The 14,635-nt window shown below is 63.3% G+C and carries 16 protein-coding genes; 6 read left to right on the top strand and 10 right to left on the bottom strand.

Going from position 1 to position 14,635, the window contains the following annotated elements; genetic code table 11:
- Together AC0L16_RS01445 and AC0L16_RS01440 are read left to right on the top strand one after the other, a co-directional pair.
- A partial coding sequence (locus AC0L16_RS01445; RefSeq protein WP_473618577.1) for a coiled-coil domain-containing protein occupies positions 1 to 2,132 on the top strand: 2,132 nt, incomplete at its 5' end.
- Positions 2,133 to 2,289: 157 nt separating this feature from the next.
- Positions 2,290 to 3,276 (top strand): NAD-dependent epimerase/dehydratase family protein, encoded by a 987-nt coding sequence (locus AC0L16_RS01440; protein ID WP_473618576.1) that lies wholly within the window; start codon positions 2,290 to 2,292, stop codon positions 3,274 to 3,276.
- 78 nt (positions 3,277 to 3,354) lie between these two features.
- Here AC0L16_RS01440 and AC0L16_RS01435 read toward each other — a convergent pair whose 3' ends face one another.
- The 8 genes from AC0L16_RS01435 to AC0L16_RS01400 all read right to left on the bottom strand — a co-directional run bounded on the left by AC0L16_RS01435 (position 3,355) and on the right by AC0L16_RS01400 (position 10,543).
- Positions 3,355 to 4,185: a BtpA/SgcQ family protein gene (locus AC0L16_RS01435; RefSeq protein ID WP_473618575.1), complete on the bottom strand. Its 831-nt coding sequence runs from the start codon at positions 4,183 to 4,185 to the stop codon at positions 3,355 to 3,357.
- Positions 4,182 to 5,090, bottom strand: a complete 909-nt coding sequence (locus tag AC0L16_RS01430; RefSeq protein ID WP_473618574.1) for a PfkB family carbohydrate kinase — start codon at positions 5,088 to 5,090, stop codon at positions 4,182 to 4,184. Before AC0L16_RS01430 ends, AC0L16_RS01435 begins: the two co-directional genes overlap by 4 nt.
- A 3-nt stretch (positions 5,091 to 5,093) precedes the next feature.
- Complete coding sequence (locus AC0L16_RS01425) at positions 5,094 to 5,864, bottom strand: glutamine amidotransferase (RefSeq protein WP_473618573.1); 771 nt, start codon at positions 5,862 to 5,864, stop codon at positions 5,094 to 5,096.
- Between the two features lie 37 nt (positions 5,865 to 5,901).
- On the bottom strand, positions 5,902 to 6,993 hold the full coding sequence (locus AC0L16_RS01420) for a phosphotriesterase family protein (protein WP_473618572.1): 1,092 nt from the start codon (positions 6,991 to 6,993) through the stop codon (positions 5,902 to 5,904).
- Between the two features lie 4 nt (positions 6,994 to 6,997).
- Entirely contained in the window at positions 6,998 to 8,008 is a 1,011-nt protein-coding gene (locus AC0L16_RS01415; protein WP_473618571.1) for an ABC transporter permease, read from the bottom strand.
- Positions 8,005 to 8,802 carry an ATP-binding cassette domain-containing protein gene (locus tag AC0L16_RS01410; protein ID WP_473618570.1) on the bottom strand — a complete coding sequence of 266 codons (798 nt, stop codon included), beginning with the start codon at positions 8,800 to 8,802 and terminating at the stop codon, positions 8,005 to 8,007. The genes AC0L16_RS01415 and AC0L16_RS01410 overlap by 4 nt, the downstream gene beginning before the upstream one ends.
- Positions 8,803 to 8,873: 71 nt before the next feature.
- Positions 8,874 to 9,812, bottom strand: a complete 939-nt coding sequence (locus tag AC0L16_RS01405; RefSeq protein ID WP_473618569.1) for an ABC transporter substrate-binding protein — start codon at positions 9,810 to 9,812, stop codon at positions 8,874 to 8,876.
- 119 nt (positions 9,813 to 9,931) lie between these two features.
- Positions 9,932 to 10,543, bottom strand: a complete 612-nt coding sequence (locus AC0L16_RS01400) for a cupin domain-containing protein (protein WP_473618568.1) — start codon at positions 10,541 to 10,543, stop codon at positions 9,932 to 9,934.
- 306 nt (positions 10,544 to 10,849) lie between these two features.
- Between AC0L16_RS01400 and AC0L16_RS01395 the strand changes: the two genes are divergently transcribed.
- Both AC0L16_RS01395 and AC0L16_RS01390 read left to right on the top strand, forming a co-directional pair.
- Positions 10,850 to 11,782 (top strand): complex I NDUFA9 subunit family protein, encoded by a 933-nt coding sequence (locus tag AC0L16_RS01395; protein ID WP_473618567.1) that lies wholly within the window; start codon positions 10,850 to 10,852, stop codon positions 11,780 to 11,782.
- Positions 11,783 to 11,892: 110 nt separating this feature from the next.
- On the top strand, positions 11,893 to 12,129 hold the full coding sequence (locus AC0L16_RS01390) for a hypothetical protein (RefSeq protein ID WP_023797920.1): 237 nt from the start codon (positions 11,893 to 11,895) through the stop codon (positions 12,127 to 12,129).
- Positions 12,130 to 12,241: 112 nt separating this feature from the next.
- Here the strand turns inward: AC0L16_RS01390 and AC0L16_RS01385 are convergent, their stop codons facing one another.
- Together AC0L16_RS01385 and AC0L16_RS01380 are read right to left on the bottom strand one after the other, a co-directional pair.
- Positions 12,242 to 12,631: a rhodanese-like domain-containing protein gene (locus AC0L16_RS01385; RefSeq protein WP_287211180.1), complete on the bottom strand. Its 390-nt coding sequence runs from the start codon at positions 12,629 to 12,631 to the stop codon at positions 12,242 to 12,244.
- Positions 12,632 to 12,633: 2 nt separating this feature from the next.
- Positions 12,634 to 13,203, bottom strand: coding sequence for a peroxidase-related enzyme (locus AC0L16_RS01380; protein ID WP_473618565.1), 570 nt, complete (start codon positions 13,201 to 13,203; stop codon positions 12,634 to 12,636).
- A 71-nt stretch (positions 13,204 to 13,274) separates the two neighbouring features.
- Here AC0L16_RS01380 and AC0L16_RS01375 point away from each other — a divergent pair, with 71 nt between their 5' ends.
- Together AC0L16_RS01375 and AC0L16_RS01370 are read left to right on the top strand one after the other, a co-directional pair.
- A complete protein-coding gene (locus AC0L16_RS01375) occupies positions 13,275 to 13,754 on the top strand; it encodes an FAD-binding oxidoreductase (protein WP_473618564.1) in 480 nt (159 codons plus the stop codon).
- Between the two features lie 237 nt (positions 13,755 to 13,991).
- The gene (locus AC0L16_RS01370; protein WP_473618563.1) at positions 13,992 to 14,456 is read left to right on the top strand and encodes a Ros/MucR family transcriptional regulator; all 465 of its coding nucleotides are present in this window, start codon (positions 13,992 to 13,994) and stop codon (positions 14,454 to 14,456) included.
- Positions 14,457 to 14,635: the final 179 nt, after the last annotated feature.

Here is a 14,635-nt window from a genome sequence, read left to right as displayed (position 1 = left end):
ACTTTGTGCCCCCCCGGGGGGGGCGCGGCCCCCCCCCCCCCCCCGCGGCCGCCCCGCCCCCCCCCCCGCGGGGGGGGGGGGGGGGGGGGGGGGCGGGGCCCCCCCCCCCGCCGGTTCAGGATGCAAAGGCCGAGCTGGCGCGCATCGAAACCGAGGCCCGCACGCTGGCCAAGATCCTGAATGCCGCAAGCGGCGACCTCTTCCCGTCCGTGCTGGAGCAGATCAGCGTCGAGCGCGGCTACGAGACGGCGCTGGGCGCCGCCCTTGGCGAAGATCTCGATGTGCCGCTCGACCGCAGCGCGCCGGTGCATTGGGGCCAAAGCGAGGTTCAGCCCGGCGACGCCGCTCTGCCCGAAGGCATCAGGAGCCTTGCCAGCGTCGTGCGCGCGCCGGCGCAACTGGCCCGCCGATTGGTGCAGATCGGCATCGTCGACGCTGCTGAGGGAAGACGGTTGCAGGCGCAGCTTGCTCCCGGGCAGCGGCTGGTCAGCCGCGAAGGGGCGCTCTGGCGTTGGGATGGTTTCACCGCCAGCGCCGACGCGCCGACCGCCGCCGCGCAGCGGCTGGCGCAGAAAAACCGGCTGGCCGAGCTCGACGCCGAGGCGGTCCACGCGAACCGCATGCTGCGCCAGGCCGAAGAGGCCCTTGCCCATGCCGAGCAGGCGCTTGCCCAGGCGAGCGAGGCCGAGCGCAAGGCCCGTCAGGCCGGGCGTGATGCCCAGCATGGGCTGGACGCCGCCCGCAACGCGCTGGCCGAGGCCGAGAAGGCCGGCGGCGAGCTGTCGAGCCGGCGCGCCGCACTTGACGAGGCGCGCGCGCGCATCGTCGACAGCCATGAAGAGACGGCGGCGGCTTTCGTCGAGGCCGAGATGCTGCTGCAAAGCGCTCCCGATCTCGGTGATCTGCAGTTGCAGCTCGATCAGTCGGCCGCCAACGTCGCTCGCGACCGCGCCACCCTTGCCGATGCCCGCGCCGTCCATGAAGGCTTGAGGCGGGAAGCCGAGGCGCGCACGCGCCGCCTCGACGCCATCGGCGCGGAACGCCGCAACTGGCTGGAGCGCGCCGAAAACGCCTCGACGCAGATCGCCGCACTCGGCGAACGCAAGGCCGAGGCCGAAGCCGAACGCGAAAGGCTGGCCGACGCACCCGACGAGATCGACGCCAAGCGGCGCGCCTTGCTGTCGCAGCTTGCCGAAGCCGAAAGCCTGCGCCAGGCCGCCGGCGACAGGTTGCAGGAAGCGGAAAACAAGCAGTCCGAACTGGACAAGGCCGCGACGTCAGCGATCCAGTCGCTGGCCGAGGCGCGCGAAACCCGCGTCCGCGCCGAAGAGCGGCTGACCGCTGCCGACGAAAGACGGCTCGAGGTCGAGGCGCGCGTCCAGGAAACACTGAACACGCCGCCGCATCTGGTCATCCGTCACACCGGCCTGGAGGCCGACAGCCCGATGCCGGAGATGACTGAGATCGAGCGTCAGCTCGACCGGCTGAAGATCGAGCGCGAGCGGCTAGGCGCCGTCAATCTACGCGCCGAGGAAGAGCAGAAGGAACTGTCGGATCGGCTGGAGACCATCGTTTCCGAACGCGAGGACATCATCGAGGCCATCCGCAAACTGCGACAGGCGATCCAGAGCCTGAACCGCGAAGGCCGCGAACGGCTGCTGGCTGCCTTCGACGTGGTCAATGGCCATTTCCAGCGGCTGTTTTCGCATCTGTTCGGCGGCGGCACGGCGGAACTGCAACTGATCGAGTCCGACGATCCGCTCGAGGCCGGTCTCGAAATCCTTGCGCGGCCACCCGGCAAGAAGCCGCAGACGATGACGCTGCTTTCCGGCGGCGAGCAGGCGTTGACGGCGATGTCGCTGATTTTTGCCGTGTTCCTGACCAATCCCGCGCCGATCTGCGTGCTCGACGAAGTCGACGCACCGCTCGACGATCACAATGTCGAGCGTTTCTGCAATCTGATGGACGAAATGGCGGCCACCACCGAGACGCGCTTCGTCATCATCACGCACAACCCGATCACCATGGCCCGCATGAACCGGCTGTTCGGGGTGACCATGGCCGAGCAGGGCGTCAGCCAGCTCGTGTCGGTCGACCTGCAGGCGGCCGAGGCTCTGCGCGAAGCGAGCTGACGCGTCGACCGCACAGCTTGTCGGTAGCGCCTATTGGCTGTAGCACGAACTGAGACGGTCCCTCATTCGGATCTAGCATTTTGATGTTGCGCATAATCCTTTCCGAAATCGATCTCGACTTCGCGATCATGTGCCAGCATATGCACGGAGAACCTTGTTGCCCATACTTGTCACCGGAGCCGCGGGATTCATCGGCAGCCATGTTTGCCATCATCTCCTGAGCAGGGGGGAAGCGGTCGTCGGCGTCGACAATATGAACGACTATTACGACCTGGCGCTCAAAAAGAGGCGCCTCGCCCGCTTGCAGCCTCACAAGGACTTTTCATTTCACCAGATCGACATCGCCGAGCAGGGCGCTCTTGCCGACGCTTTGGCCGGGCAAGGCATAGTCAGGATCGTCCATCTCGCCGCTCAGGCGGGTGTGCGCCATTCACTCGACAATCCGAGGCTCTATGTCCGTTCCAATGTCGTCGGCCATCTCGAAGTGCTCGAATTCTGTCGCGCGCAGCCCGCGTTCGAGCATCTGGTCTATGCCTCGTCGAGCTCGGTCTATGGCGGCAACCGAAAGGTGCCGTTCAGCGAGACCGATCAGGTCGACAAGCCCGTCTCGCTCTACGCCGCCACCAAGAAAACAGATGAATTGATGAGCCATACCTACGCCCATCTCTTCGGGGTGCCGCAGACCGGCTTGCGATTTTTCACCGTCTACGGTCCCTGGGGCCGGCCCGACATGGCCTATTGGATTTTCACCAAGGCGATGCTCGAAGGCAAGCCGATCCGGGTGTTCAACAATGGCGAGATGTGGCGGGATTTCACTTATGTCGACGATGTGGTGAGAGCTGTCGTTGCCGTGCTCGACAAGCCGCCATCGGCTGAAGTTCCGCCGATCAGGCTCTACAATGTCGGCAACAACCGGCCGGTGCGGCTCGGCGATTTCATCGACACTCTGGAAAAACTGCTCGGCGTAAAAGCGATCCGCCACAGCGAGCCGATGCAAAGCGGCGATGTCGAGCAGACCTATGCCGACATGACAGCGCTGGAGCGCGATTTCGGTTTCAGGCCGAGCGTTTCGACAGAAGACGGGCTGAAAAAATTCGTCGACTGGTATCGGTCCGAATGGGCTAAGAGATCGCCGACAACGTGACTGCGGCCTGCGGGTCGTCGCCTGCGGGTCTTCGCGTTTGCGGCCCAAGGCCGCGGCTTCGCTCCAGTCGCCGCTCGATCATCGCCTCAGCCCGGCCATGAACGTCTTTACGCGGGCAGGGTCGACCTGGTTCCACCAGACGCCGTCATGCTTCAGTGCGCTGGCGATGATGACGCCGTCGACGATGCTAAGGATATCGTTGGCATTGTCGGGCGTTACGCCGCTGCCGACCAGAGTCGGCAGGCCGGCTGCCTCTTTGATCATGCTGATATAGCTCAGATCCGCAGCGTGCCCGGTGCGTTGACCGGTCGCAACGATGGCGTCGGCGTCGAAAAAGACCAGATCCTTGACCAGTTCCTCCACCGGGCGGTCGGCAACGATCGCGTGCGCGCCGTGCTTGACATGAGCATCGGCGAAAACGCGGATGCCGTTGGCGCGCAGCTTGGCGCGGTAGCGTGCTGCGCGACCCGACTCCCCCTCGACAAAACCCTCATTGGCGACATAGGCATTCGCCCATTGATTGACGCGGATAAAGCCCGCGCCAGCGGCGCTGGCGATCGCAAGGGCAGGGATCGCAGCGTTAGCGAGCACATTGATACCGACCGGCTTGCCGAGCTCGCGGCGAATACGGTCGGAGATAACAGCCATATAGGCCGCTGTCTCGGGTCCGATATCGTCAGGTTTGGCAAACGGGATGTCGCCATGATTCTCGACGATCACGCCGTCGCATCCGCCATCGAGATAGGATCTCGCATCGTCCAGACCGCGCTGATAGATCGCCTCGACCGCCTCGCCGTCATAGCGTGGGGCGCCGGGAAGCGGCGACAGGTGAACGACGCCGATCACCACCTTGGTGCGGCCGAAAAGTTCTACGAGCGCGTCGCCGCCTGATTGACCGAGTTGGGTCATGAGAGCTCCGTTTGATCGATGAGCGCCGCCATTTCAGACGCGGAAGGACAGGATATCAATGTGCCCGGGCGAGTCACCGCAATTGCGGCAGCCGCGAGCGCGAATTTCAGTCCTGAGGTAACCGACATGCCCTTGGCAAACCCGCCGGCCAGACACCCGCAAAATACATCGCCGGCGCCGCTGGTGTCGAGCGCCTCGACGCGTGGCGCCGGCAAACGAAGCGATCCCCTCCGGTCAGGGTCAAGGACGAGACAACCTTCCGCGCCAAGGGTGATCACGACTGTCCCGGCGCCTTTGGCCGCCAGCGCGTCGGCAGCGGCTGACATGTCATCTTGGCCGGTCAGCGCTTTCGCCTCGGATTGATTCACCACCAACACCTCTGCCAGGCCGAAATCAGGCAGAGCCGCCGCATCGATAGGGCTGACGTTGAGGACGGTGCGCGCGCCATTTTCCCGTGCCGCCCGCAGGCAGGCATCTATAGCGGCGCCCCGCAAATTTCCTTGGCAGACAACGATGTCGCCTGAAGCGATGCGGCGCGCAAGTGCGGTCTGCGCGATCGGATCGAACACTTGGCTGCAGGCGACGCCGCTGACGACGAAGTTCTCGCCGCCGGCCTCAATGACGATGGTCGAGCGGTCGCTTGGCAGGTCGAATTCAATCGCCTCGAGGTCAGACAACTCCCTGTCGAGGCGGCTCCTGATCCACGCGCCTGCGCGGTCCTTGCCGAGCGCCGTCCAGAACGTCACCGCAGCACCCGTGCGCGCGGCCGCAACAGCCTGGTTTGCTCCCTTCCCGCCGAGGCCATCGGCGCAGCTGGAGGCGTTCAAAGTCTCGCCGGCAGCAGGGAAGCGGCCGACGCGAAAAATCGTGTCGACGCAGGCGTTGCCGACGACATGGACATGCATCGCTCAGCTCTCACCGGTCGCCCAGCTCAGCATCTGCTCGAACAGGGTTTTGTAGCCTTTCCAAGCGATGAACTCCGGTGGCAGCCAATGCGGCCCGACATCGGACGTCCAGGCCACAGTGCGGCCCTTGCCGTAGTGGCCGGTGACGAGCAGCGGCAGCGAGCCATAATCCGACGACACGGTTGCCAGGACTTCCGCCCCGTCTTTCGGCGTCACCTCGTTGAAGCCGAGCAGGACTGGCCAATCCGACCCGAGACCCCTGACGATCGGATGGTCCGAGGAGCCTTTCAGGACAGGCGAAAACCCTTCCGGCACCTCGACACGGTCGTCGAAGGCGAGGCAGTCCACCGGCAGCACCTCCTCGACCGGCGTCTTGCGGTAGCGCGCGCCGCCATTGATGCCCTGGAAGCTATAGTAGCCGCCGAACATCAAAAGCCCGCCGCCGTCGCGCACATAATCGCGCAGCAGCCGCAGGCGGTTCGGCGTCGGCTTGGAGTGAACCCAGGTGTCAGGATGCAGAAGCAGCGTGTTGGCGCCGATGTCGGAGAGCACCACCGCGTCATAGGCCGAAAGCGTATCCATAGTTTGCGGAAAGCTGCGTTGCGCCTCATGCGCCGGCATGAAGGTCACGTCGAAGTCGGTCGCCTTTAGCGCTGTCAGCAATTCGTCGGCGCCGGTGTGGTAGGTGACCGTCGGAAACTGGTCGAAGCCCTTGATATGGGTGGCGGTCGACACCCAGGATTCACCGGCAAGCAGGATTTTTTTCTTGGACATTTGAACTCCGTCGTAAGTCTCACCCGTAAGTCCGGGCTTAATTCTGCCGCGAGAACACGGCTTTCGGATTGGCGATCAGCATGCGGTCGATGGCTGGCTGCTCGACGCCATGCCGTTTCAGGCGCGGTATGAAATGCTTGAGGATGTAGCCGTAGCCGAAACCGCCGAAGCGGGTCAGCATGATCTTGAGGAACACATCCTGCGACAAGAGCAGGCGATCGCCGAAGCCGGCCTCGATAAGTGCCGCAATTGCCCGCGCATTCTCTTCGTCGGAGGGCGATTGCGCGTCCTGATCGGCATAATAATAGTCCATGCCGATCATGTCGTATTCCAGGAAAGCGCCGCGCCGGGCGAGGCTTGTCTGATAGTCGAAATCATTGTGGCTGGGGTTCATGTGGCAGAGCACAGTGTGGCGAAGATCGGTGCCCTCGGCCTCCACGACATCGAGCACCTCGTGCGCCAGCCGCTCCCAGCCGGGCAGGTGGATCGACAGCGGCACGCCGGTGATGTGGGAGGCCCGCGCCGAAGCTCTCAGTGACTTTCGTTCCTCTGAAGTAAAATCCTTGCTGACGCCGATCTCGCCGATCAGGCCGGCCAGGATCGGCGGCTGCGTCTCGCCGCCGCCGACGTCGTTGACGATGAACTCGGTCACTGCTTCGACATCCATCGCTTTCAGCCATTCGGGATGGGTGTGTTCCAGATAAAAGCCGGTGCCCATGACGATCTTCAGGCCGGACATGCGGCTGATGCGGGCGAGCTTTTCCGGCTCGCGGCCGATGCCGATATTGGTCGCGTCGACGACGGTGTGGCCGCCGAGTGCGCGATAGCGTTGCAGCTCAGACAGCGCCAGGTCGCTGTCGTCGAGCGAAACATTGTCGCGGTTGACGTAAGGGTTCATGCGCAATTCGCCGATGATCTCGATGTTCACCGGCCGCTTGGCGAGCGCCATGTCGTCGGGATGACAGGGACATTTCCAGCTGCGCGCGCCGTCGAGCAAGATGTGCTCATGCATCAGCGTGACGCCCATTTCTTCGACCGGAACGGGGCCGAGCACGGTCATCACATGACCGGTTTCGACCCCGATCGCCAGCCGCTGCCTGGGAGCGGCGTCATCGAAGAGGCTGCTCATTCTCTCAACGGCTCCGCACGGCGCCGCGGAACAGCCGGAAGTTCAGCCAGATGGCGATCAGGATGATCGTTCCGGTCACGATCGGCGTCAGGAAAGGCGACAGATGCGCCAGGATCAGACCATTGCCGATGACGGCCACGGTAAGCGCGCCGAGCACCGTGCCGACGATCGTTCCGCGGCCGCCGAACAGACTGGTGCCGCCAAGCACGACGGCAGCGATGACTTCGAGCTCAAATCCTTGCCCGGCATTCGACGATCCGGATCCGAGCCGGGCAGCAATAATGATCCCCGCAAGTGCTGCCGCGGCGGCGGAAATCACGTAGACGAAAAGCGTCGTCAGCCGCGTGTTGACGCCAGCGCGCCTGACCGCTTCGGCGTTGGCGCCGATGCCGGTCACGTAGCGGCCGAACGGCGTCTCGTTGAAGGCGATATAGGCGATCGCCAGGATCGCCAGCGCGATCAGCGCCGGCGCCGGCACGCCAAGCAACCAGGCGCGGCCCAGCACCGTGAAAGGGCTTCCCGGCTCGATAGGGATGGAATAGCCGCCGGTGATCAGCAGTGCCACGCCACGGATCACCGAAAGCCCGGCAAGCGTGACGATGAAGGCCGGGATGCCCTCATAAGCGACGAAGTAACCCTGCACCGCGCCAAGCAAGGCGCCCAGCGCAAGCATGGCGAGGATGACCACCGGCCATGGCAAACCCAGTTGCAGCAGCGTCGCCGACAGCGTTGCCACCAGCGCCAGCACGGAGCCGACCGAAAGATCGATGCCGCCGGTGGTGATGACGAAGGTCATAGCCGCGGCGACGATCAGCAGCGGTGCCGACTGCCGCAGGATGTTCAGCAGGTTGGGCGACGTCAGAAAGGCGTCCGTCGCCACCGAGAAGATGACGCAAACGGCCAGAAAGAACAGCGCGATCGACACGACGCTGCCGTTGGCGAGCACCGCATCTCGCCATGTGGATTCGCGGACCCTTCGAGACTGCGCGGAGCGGGTCGAAGTCACGTCGCTCATGCCGGCGCTCCATCGCGAGAGGCGTTGGCGGCCGAACGAGCGTTGAACTTGCGGCCCACGATCAGATTGACGACATCCTCGATATTGGTTTCGCCGATCAGCCGCTCGGCGACGTTGCGTCCTTCGTACATGACCTGAATGCGGTCGCATACGAGGAACAGATCCTGAAGCCGGTGGGTGATCAGGATGACACTGACGCCGCGGGCGCTGACGGTGCGGATCAGGTCCAGCACCGCCTCGACCTCGGCGACGGCAAGCGCTGCCGTCGGCTCATCCATGATCAGCACGGACGGCTCGAAGGAAGCGGCGCGGCCGATCGCGATCGACTGTCGCTGTCCGCCGGACAGGTTTTCGACCTTGAGCCGCGTGTCTGATATAACGATGCCGAGACGGTCGAGCATCTGGCGCGTTTGCTCATGCATGCGCTTCTTGTCGAGAAAGGAAATGCCGGCGATGCGGCGGCGCGGCTCGCGGCCGAGAAAGAGATTGCCGGCGACATCGACCGTGTCGCAGAGCGACAGATCCTGATAGACCATCTCGACGCGCGCTGCACGCGCGTCCGCCGGCGAGTTGAAGGTCACCGGCGTTCCATCGATCTCGATCGTGCCGGCATCGGGAACCACCGCCCCCGACAGCACCTTGCTCAATGTCGACTTCCCCGCGCCATTGTCGCCGACCAACCCGAGGACCTCGCCCGGCCTCAGCACCAGCGACACGTCATCGAGCGTCTGAATGGCGTTGTAGCGCTTTGAGATGCCGCTCATCCGCACCCGATAGGTCTCGCCACTGCTCATCTTGGATCCCACGGGATTGCAAAGCGCCCGCGGCGTAGCCCTTCGCGCCGCGGACGGGTCACCGATGCAGTCTACTGGAACATAGCGCGGTATTGTTCGACATTGTCCTTGGTCACGATCGTCACCGGAATATTGATGATCGGCTCGACCGTTTCGCCCTTCTTGAGCTTGACCAATGCTTCGACAGCGGCCTTGCCTTCGCCGGCCGGGTCCTGCTGGACGACCGCCACCACCCAACCATCGTCAATGCCCTGAACGGCCTGCTTGGTCAGGTCCCAGCCAAACACCTTGACGTCGCCGGTGCGGCCCTGGCTGGTCACGGCCGAAACAGCGCCGAGTAACGCCGGCTCGCCGGTCGCGTACAAGGTCGTCATGTCCGGATTGGCGGTCATCAAATTCTCCGAAGCGCTCATCGCCGTCTCCTGGACATTCTGGCCGTCGACCGTGTCGAGGAAGGTGATCGCCAGGCCGCTGTCGGTGACCGCCTTCTTGAAGCCGTCGAGTCGCTGGTTCTGGATGAACGAATTGAGCGCGCCGACAATGCCGATCTTGGCGGTGCCGCCCATCTCCGACTTCACATAATCGGCATAGAATTTGCCGATATCCTCGCCGGCCTTGGCGTTGTCGACGCCGATGAACGCAACGTTGTCGCCGTCGGGGATCTGCGCGTCGATGGCGATCACCGGGATGCCGGCCGCCTTCGCGGCGGTGATTGCAGGTTTGACGCCGTTGACGTCGATGGCGACCAGAATGATGCCGTCGACTTTTTGTGTGATGTAGTTCTCGATCGCGTCATTTTGCGCGCTCGGCACGTTGTTGGCATTGAAGATGACAAGCTTGGCGCCGGCGGCGTCGGCCGCCTTCTGCGCGCCCTCGTTGATCTGGTTGAAGAACAGGGCCTGCTGGTTGATGTTGACGAGAGCGAACGTATCGGCGAACGCCGATCCCATCGCTGTCGACCAGATGGCGATGATGGCGGCGCAACGGAAGAGAAGTTTGAACGGACGCATTTACGGTTCCCCTTGCTTGCGGGCCAAGCCTGTTCGGCTGGGCCATTGGTGCTACAGGCACAAGGCAAACATTCAAGAGACTTGAATATTTGTCAACGGATTTGATCTCACAGCAACCGTCAGAAGGTCGCTGGTGTGTTGACCCAAAAGATGCTGGCTCTCTCCCTGCCGATGTTGCGGTAATGGTGCGGCAGCTCCGACCTGAATACGAACGCATCGCCGGTGGCGAGATCATGGCTCTTGCCATCGACGATCAGCTTGATCCGGCCGGCAAGCACGTAGCCGACTTCCTCGCCGACATGCTGGATGGGACCTTCGCTCTCGCCGTCTGCCTCGATATGATGGATGTTGCACTGCAACAGGTGTCCGGGCGAATATGGAATGATGCGTTCGAGCGAGATGCCCTCGCCGCGCCTCAGCGCGTCGAGCGAGATCAATGGCCGCGCGCCTGCGCGGAACACGATCGCCTCGTCGTCGTCGACCTGTTCGAACATCCAGCCGATATTGGTCTCCAGAACTTCGACCAGGCGGTGAAGCATGGGCAGGGATGGCGAAGCCTTGCCGTTCTCGATCTTGGACAAAAGGCTTTCAGAGCAGTGCGCAGCTGTCGCCAGCGCCTTCAGCGTCATGCCCCGTGTCTGGCGGGCGAGGCGCAACCGCGTTCCAAGCCGCGCGGCATTTACGGTGGCGTCCGTTTCGGACTCCGGCCGTCGCCGATCGATTTTGTTCATCCGTTCGCCAACCATTCAACGGGACAACTGTCGCGCGAGCAAAAGACAGCCGCGACCGATTTGCAAGTGGTGATCTGTCAATTTCGACCTAGCCGGTTTTTTTGATAGCACGGACAAAGCAACCCAGCGTCAAACACTCGACAGCGACATCGGCCGTCCCTCGATCGAACCCGGCGCCGACTGGAACAAAAAGCGTTCCTGCGTTGTTCCGTTCCGATGTTCGAAGGGGCTGGTTTATACGCCGGCCGGGGACAATCCTCGCGGCAGGTGCTCGGCGGGCACGCGAAGCAAGGGATGGCGAGGCAAATGGATCCTGACGATCTCAACACGGAACGGATCGTCACCGTGTTCGGCGGAACAGGCTTTCTCGGGCGCAGGATCGTGCAACGACTTCTTGAAAGGGGTTTCACGGTCCGCGCCGCATCCCGCCACCCGGCTCGGGTTGGCCCGGTCTTCTCTTCGACTCCAAGAATGCCCGAAGCCGTCGAGGCGGACATATTGGATGCGTCCTCGATCGGCTCGGCCATTGCCGGATCACAGGCGATCGTGAATGCCGTCAGTCTCTACGTCGAGCAGGGCGCCCAGACGTTTGAAAGCGTGCATGTGGAAGCCGCAGCTGAACTTGCCGCCGCGTCGCGCGCTGGCGGGGTCGACCGGTTCGTTCAGATTTCGGGGATCGGCTCCGATCCTCAATCGGATTCGAATTATATTAGGGCACGTGGGCGCGGAGAAGAGGCGGTGGCCAGCGCATTTCCCGGCGCCATCATTGTGCGTCCCGCCGTCATGACGGGACCTGACGACGTTTTCCTCACGACGATTGTCAGGCTGATACGTCTGCTGCCGGTTTATCCGCTGTTCGGCGATGGCGGCACACGGCTTCAGCCGGTCTATGTGGAAGACGTCGCAGACGCAGTCAGCCGGCTGATCGGCGGGCGAAACCACAAGGGCTCATCGATATTCGAATTCGGCGGCCCGCGCATCTACACCTATAAGGAACTGCTGCGGGAGATCGCCCGACAGCTCGATACCCACATCAGGCTGATGCCGGTGCCGTTTGCGGCGTGGGACGCCTTGGCCGGCGTCGCGGAACTCCTTCCGGGAGCGCCGATAACGCGCAACCAGGTCGATCTTATGCGGCACGACAATGTGGCCGCAATCGGCGCGCCGGGCCTGAAGGAACTCGACATCGCGCCGCGCGACATCGAGGAGGTGATCCGCTTGATCGAACGGCGCGCGTGAGGCTGCTCGGGCCCGCTCCTGCTTAGCAGGACTCTACGATCCTGATGGGAACCTATCGCCATGCGGCGGGTTGGTCGAGTTTGAACCAATGAAGAAGAAGGAAAAGGACTATGGCCAGATGCGATCAATGCGGGAATGACTACGACAAGGCTTTCGAAGTGACGCTAGCTGAGGAAAGCTATACGTTCGACAGCTTCGAATGCGCGATCCAGAAACTTGCGCCGCTCTGCCCGCATTGCGGGTGCCGGATCATCGGACATGGTGTCGAACAAGATGACATCATCTACTGCTGCGCACATTGCGCCGCGGAGGAAGGTGCAAGCGCGCTGACCGATCGCGCGCCTTGATCGCCCGCATGCCCAGTGTCGAGTCCCGCACATGGCGCACGCACCCACCGCTTCCCTCGGCAGGAAACGAGATTACGGAGCGGCAAGCAAGCGACGGTGCCGGTCGTCGAGCCTAGCTGTCCTTCCTCGGTCTCTCGGCGACGATATTGCCGCGCTTCTTCCACTCAGAGAAGCCGCCGCGCAGGCTGCGCGCGTCAAGTCCCATCTCCTGCGCGATCTTGGCGGCGAGCAGCGAGCGCCAGCCGGACGCGCAGTAAAACACAAAGGTCCTGGGCTCGGCGAATTTCGGCTTGTGGTAGGGGCTTTCGGGGTCGATCCAGAATTCGAGCATGCCGCGCGGCGCATGGAACGCGCCGGGGATCATGCCCTCGCGCTCCAGTTCCCGCGGATCCCGGATGTCGACCATGACAACGCCGTCGGGAATGGCCGCCATGTCCGCTGCCTCGACCGAGCGGACGACCGCATCGGCGTCGGCCAGCAGGTCCTTGTATCCCTTCGGCATGGTCAGCGCCCCATCGCGTAGAACTCGTCGTTCGGCCTCATGCTGGTGACGTTGGCCAGCCGGTTTGACATGGCGAAGAAGGCGGCGATGGCCGCGATGTCCCAGGCGTCCTCGTCGGTGAAGCTATGGATCTTGAGTTCCACGATGTCCGCGTCGCCGACCTCGTAGGCGCGCGCGGAAACCTTCATGGCGAAATCGAGCATCGCCATCTGGCGCGGGCTGATGTCGGCCTTGCGGTAGTTGGTGGCCACCTGATCGGCGATCAGCGGGTTCTTCGCGCGAACGCGTAGGATCGCGCCATGGGCCACCACGCAGTACTGGCACTGATTGGCATTGCTCGTGGCCACGACGATCATCTCCCGCTCGGCCTTGGTGATCGGGCCGGGTTTGTCCATCAGCGCGTCGTGATAGGCGAAGAAGGCGCGGAACTCGTCCGGCCGATGCGCAAGCACGAGGAAGACGTTGGGCACGAAGCCCGACTTCTCCTGCACGGCGAGTATCCGTTCGCGGATGTCGTCGGGAAGGCCGGCGATCTCGGGAACGGGGAAGCGGCTTATGGCGGGCGCGGTCATCTGTGTTTTCTCCCTTGCACGGCCGTCAATGCGACCAGCTTTAGGCCATCGATCGCTTTTCGGCGAGCCTCATGGCAGGGCTGGAAGAGGGCGTCGCCGAGGATGCGGTGGTCTCGCAGTCGCCGCGCGAGTTCCAATCGCTGTGGACCATGCGGGACGCCTGCGCCGACTATGTGCGCACGCGCGATCACATCATTGGCGGCGACGTCAGCGTGCCGCTCCACCGCATCGAAGACTTCCTGAGCGCCAGTCAGGCGGCCGTCCGGCGCATCGATCCCGAGACGGAGTTCCTCGTCTTCGGCCATCTGGGCGACGGCAATCTGCACTATGTGATCGCGACGCCGAAAGCTCGCGACGCCATGGAGACGGTGTATCGCATGGTTGCGGAGAGCGGCGGGTCGATCGCGGCCGAACATGGCATCGGCATCGACAAGAAGCCTTGGCTGCATCTGTCGCGAAGTGCGGCCGAGATTGGGACGATGCGCCGGCTGAAGGCCGCGCTCGATCCAAAGGGCATCCTGAACCGCGGCCGGATCTTCGACGGCTCATGAGGCGTTGAGATGGTGCTGGAAGCAGCACACTGACGATCCCGCCGGTTCTCGGTGGAGAAGATGGCAATACGCCCGGTCGTTTGCAGCTCTTGAGGCGCCGCGTGGTGCGTGAGCGGGAATTTTTTGCTGTTCGATAACGCTATTGCGTTTGCCGGCGTCAGCCCTTTCGGCCGACCCGTTGCACAATCCGGGTTTCCACAATAGGACCTTCTGGGGACCTCAAAAGGAGTTGACGATTTGACTGACGAAACAGACCGCCGAAATCTGGATCTGGTGGGCTTGACCGCTGATATTGTCGCGGCTTTTGTCCAAAATAATGCGGTGCCAGTCGCCGGCCTGCCGGATCTCATAGCCACTGTAAACGCCGCTCTCGCTTCCCTGGGCGCGCCGCCCGCAGTCGAGCAGCCCGCGCGGGCCCCGGCGGTCAATCCGAAGAAGTCGGTGTTTGCCGACCACATCATTTCCCTGGAAGACGGCCGCAAGTTCAAGTCGATGAAACGCCATTTGGGGCTGCTTGGCATGACACCCGATGAATATCGAGCCAAATGGGGGCTGGCGTTTGATTACCCCATGGTGGCACCAAACTACGCTGCCCAGCGTTCGGAGCTGGCGAAATCAATCGGCCTGGGCCGCAAGGCAGGCGCAAAAATGCCGGCCAAAAAGGCCCCGGCCAGGAAGGCGGCAGCAAAGCAGAAGGCCTGACACGGCCCGCTCCCGGACCACTAGCGAGCCGGGCCACTAGCGAGAATGACGGCTATCGATATAAGGTCGGAACGGCCAGCGCCGGCCGGGTCGAAAAGCGCCAGCCAGGGCCATGGCTGCGAGAGCCAGGAACATCGCTCCCACACGGGCTTGTCGGCAAGCATGGAAGTCTCAGCATT

It is taken from the genome of Mesorhizobium sp. WSM4848 (assembly GCF_055811375.1).
The sequence above is the reverse complement of the archived record's forward strand: the minus strand, read 5'-3'. Positions and strand labels throughout refer to the sequence as shown.

Coding starts and splice junctions, on each gene's coding strand:
- AC0L16_RS01435 (WP_473618575.1), bottom strand. CDS start 4,185: ATGACCCAACTCGGTCAATCAGGCGGCGACGCGCTCGTAGAACTTTTC.
- AC0L16_RS01430 (WP_473618574.1), bottom strand. CDS start 5,090: ATGCATGTCCATGTCGTCGGCAACGCCTGCGTCGACACGATTTTTCGC.
- AC0L16_RS01425 (WP_473618573.1), bottom strand. CDS start 5,864: ATGTCCAAGAAAAAAATCCTGCTTGCCGGTGAATCCTGGGTGTCGACC.
- AC0L16_RS01420 (WP_473618572.1), bottom strand. CDS start 6,993: ATGAGCAGCCTCTTCGATGACGCCGCTCCCAGGCAGCGGCTGGCGATC.
- AC0L16_RS01415 (WP_473618571.1), bottom strand. CDS start 8,008: ATGAGCGACGTGACTTCGACCCGCTCCGCGCAGTCTCGAAGGGTCCGC.
- AC0L16_RS01410 (WP_473618570.1), bottom strand. CDS start 8,802: ATGAGCAGTGGCGAGACCTATCGGGTGCGGATGAGCGGCATCTCAAAG.
- AC0L16_RS01405 (WP_473618569.1), bottom strand. CDS start 9,812: ATGCGTCCGTTCAAACTTCTCTTCCGTTGCGCCGCCATCATCGCCATC.
- AC0L16_RS01400 (WP_473618568.1), bottom strand. CDS start 10,543: ATGAACAAAATCGATCGGCGACGGCCGGAGTCCGAAACGGACGCCACC.
- AC0L16_RS01395 (WP_473618567.1), top strand. CDS start 10,850: ATGGATCCTGACGATCTCAACACGGAACGGATCGTCACCGTGTTCGGC.
- AC0L16_RS01390 (WP_023797920.1), top strand. CDS start 11,893: ATGGCCAGATGCGATCAATGCGGGAATGACTACGACAAGGCTTTCGAA.
- AC0L16_RS01385 (WP_287211180.1), bottom strand. CDS start 12,631: ATGCCGAAGGGATACAAGGACCTGCTGGCCGACGCCGATGCGGTCGTC.
- AC0L16_RS01380 (WP_473618565.1), bottom strand. CDS start 13,203: ATGACCGCGCCCGCCATAAGCCGCTTCCCCGTTCCCGAGATCGCCGGC.
- AC0L16_RS01375 (WP_473618564.1), top strand. CDS start 13,275: ATGGCAGGGCTGGAAGAGGGCGTCGCCGAGGATGCGGTGGTCTCGCAG.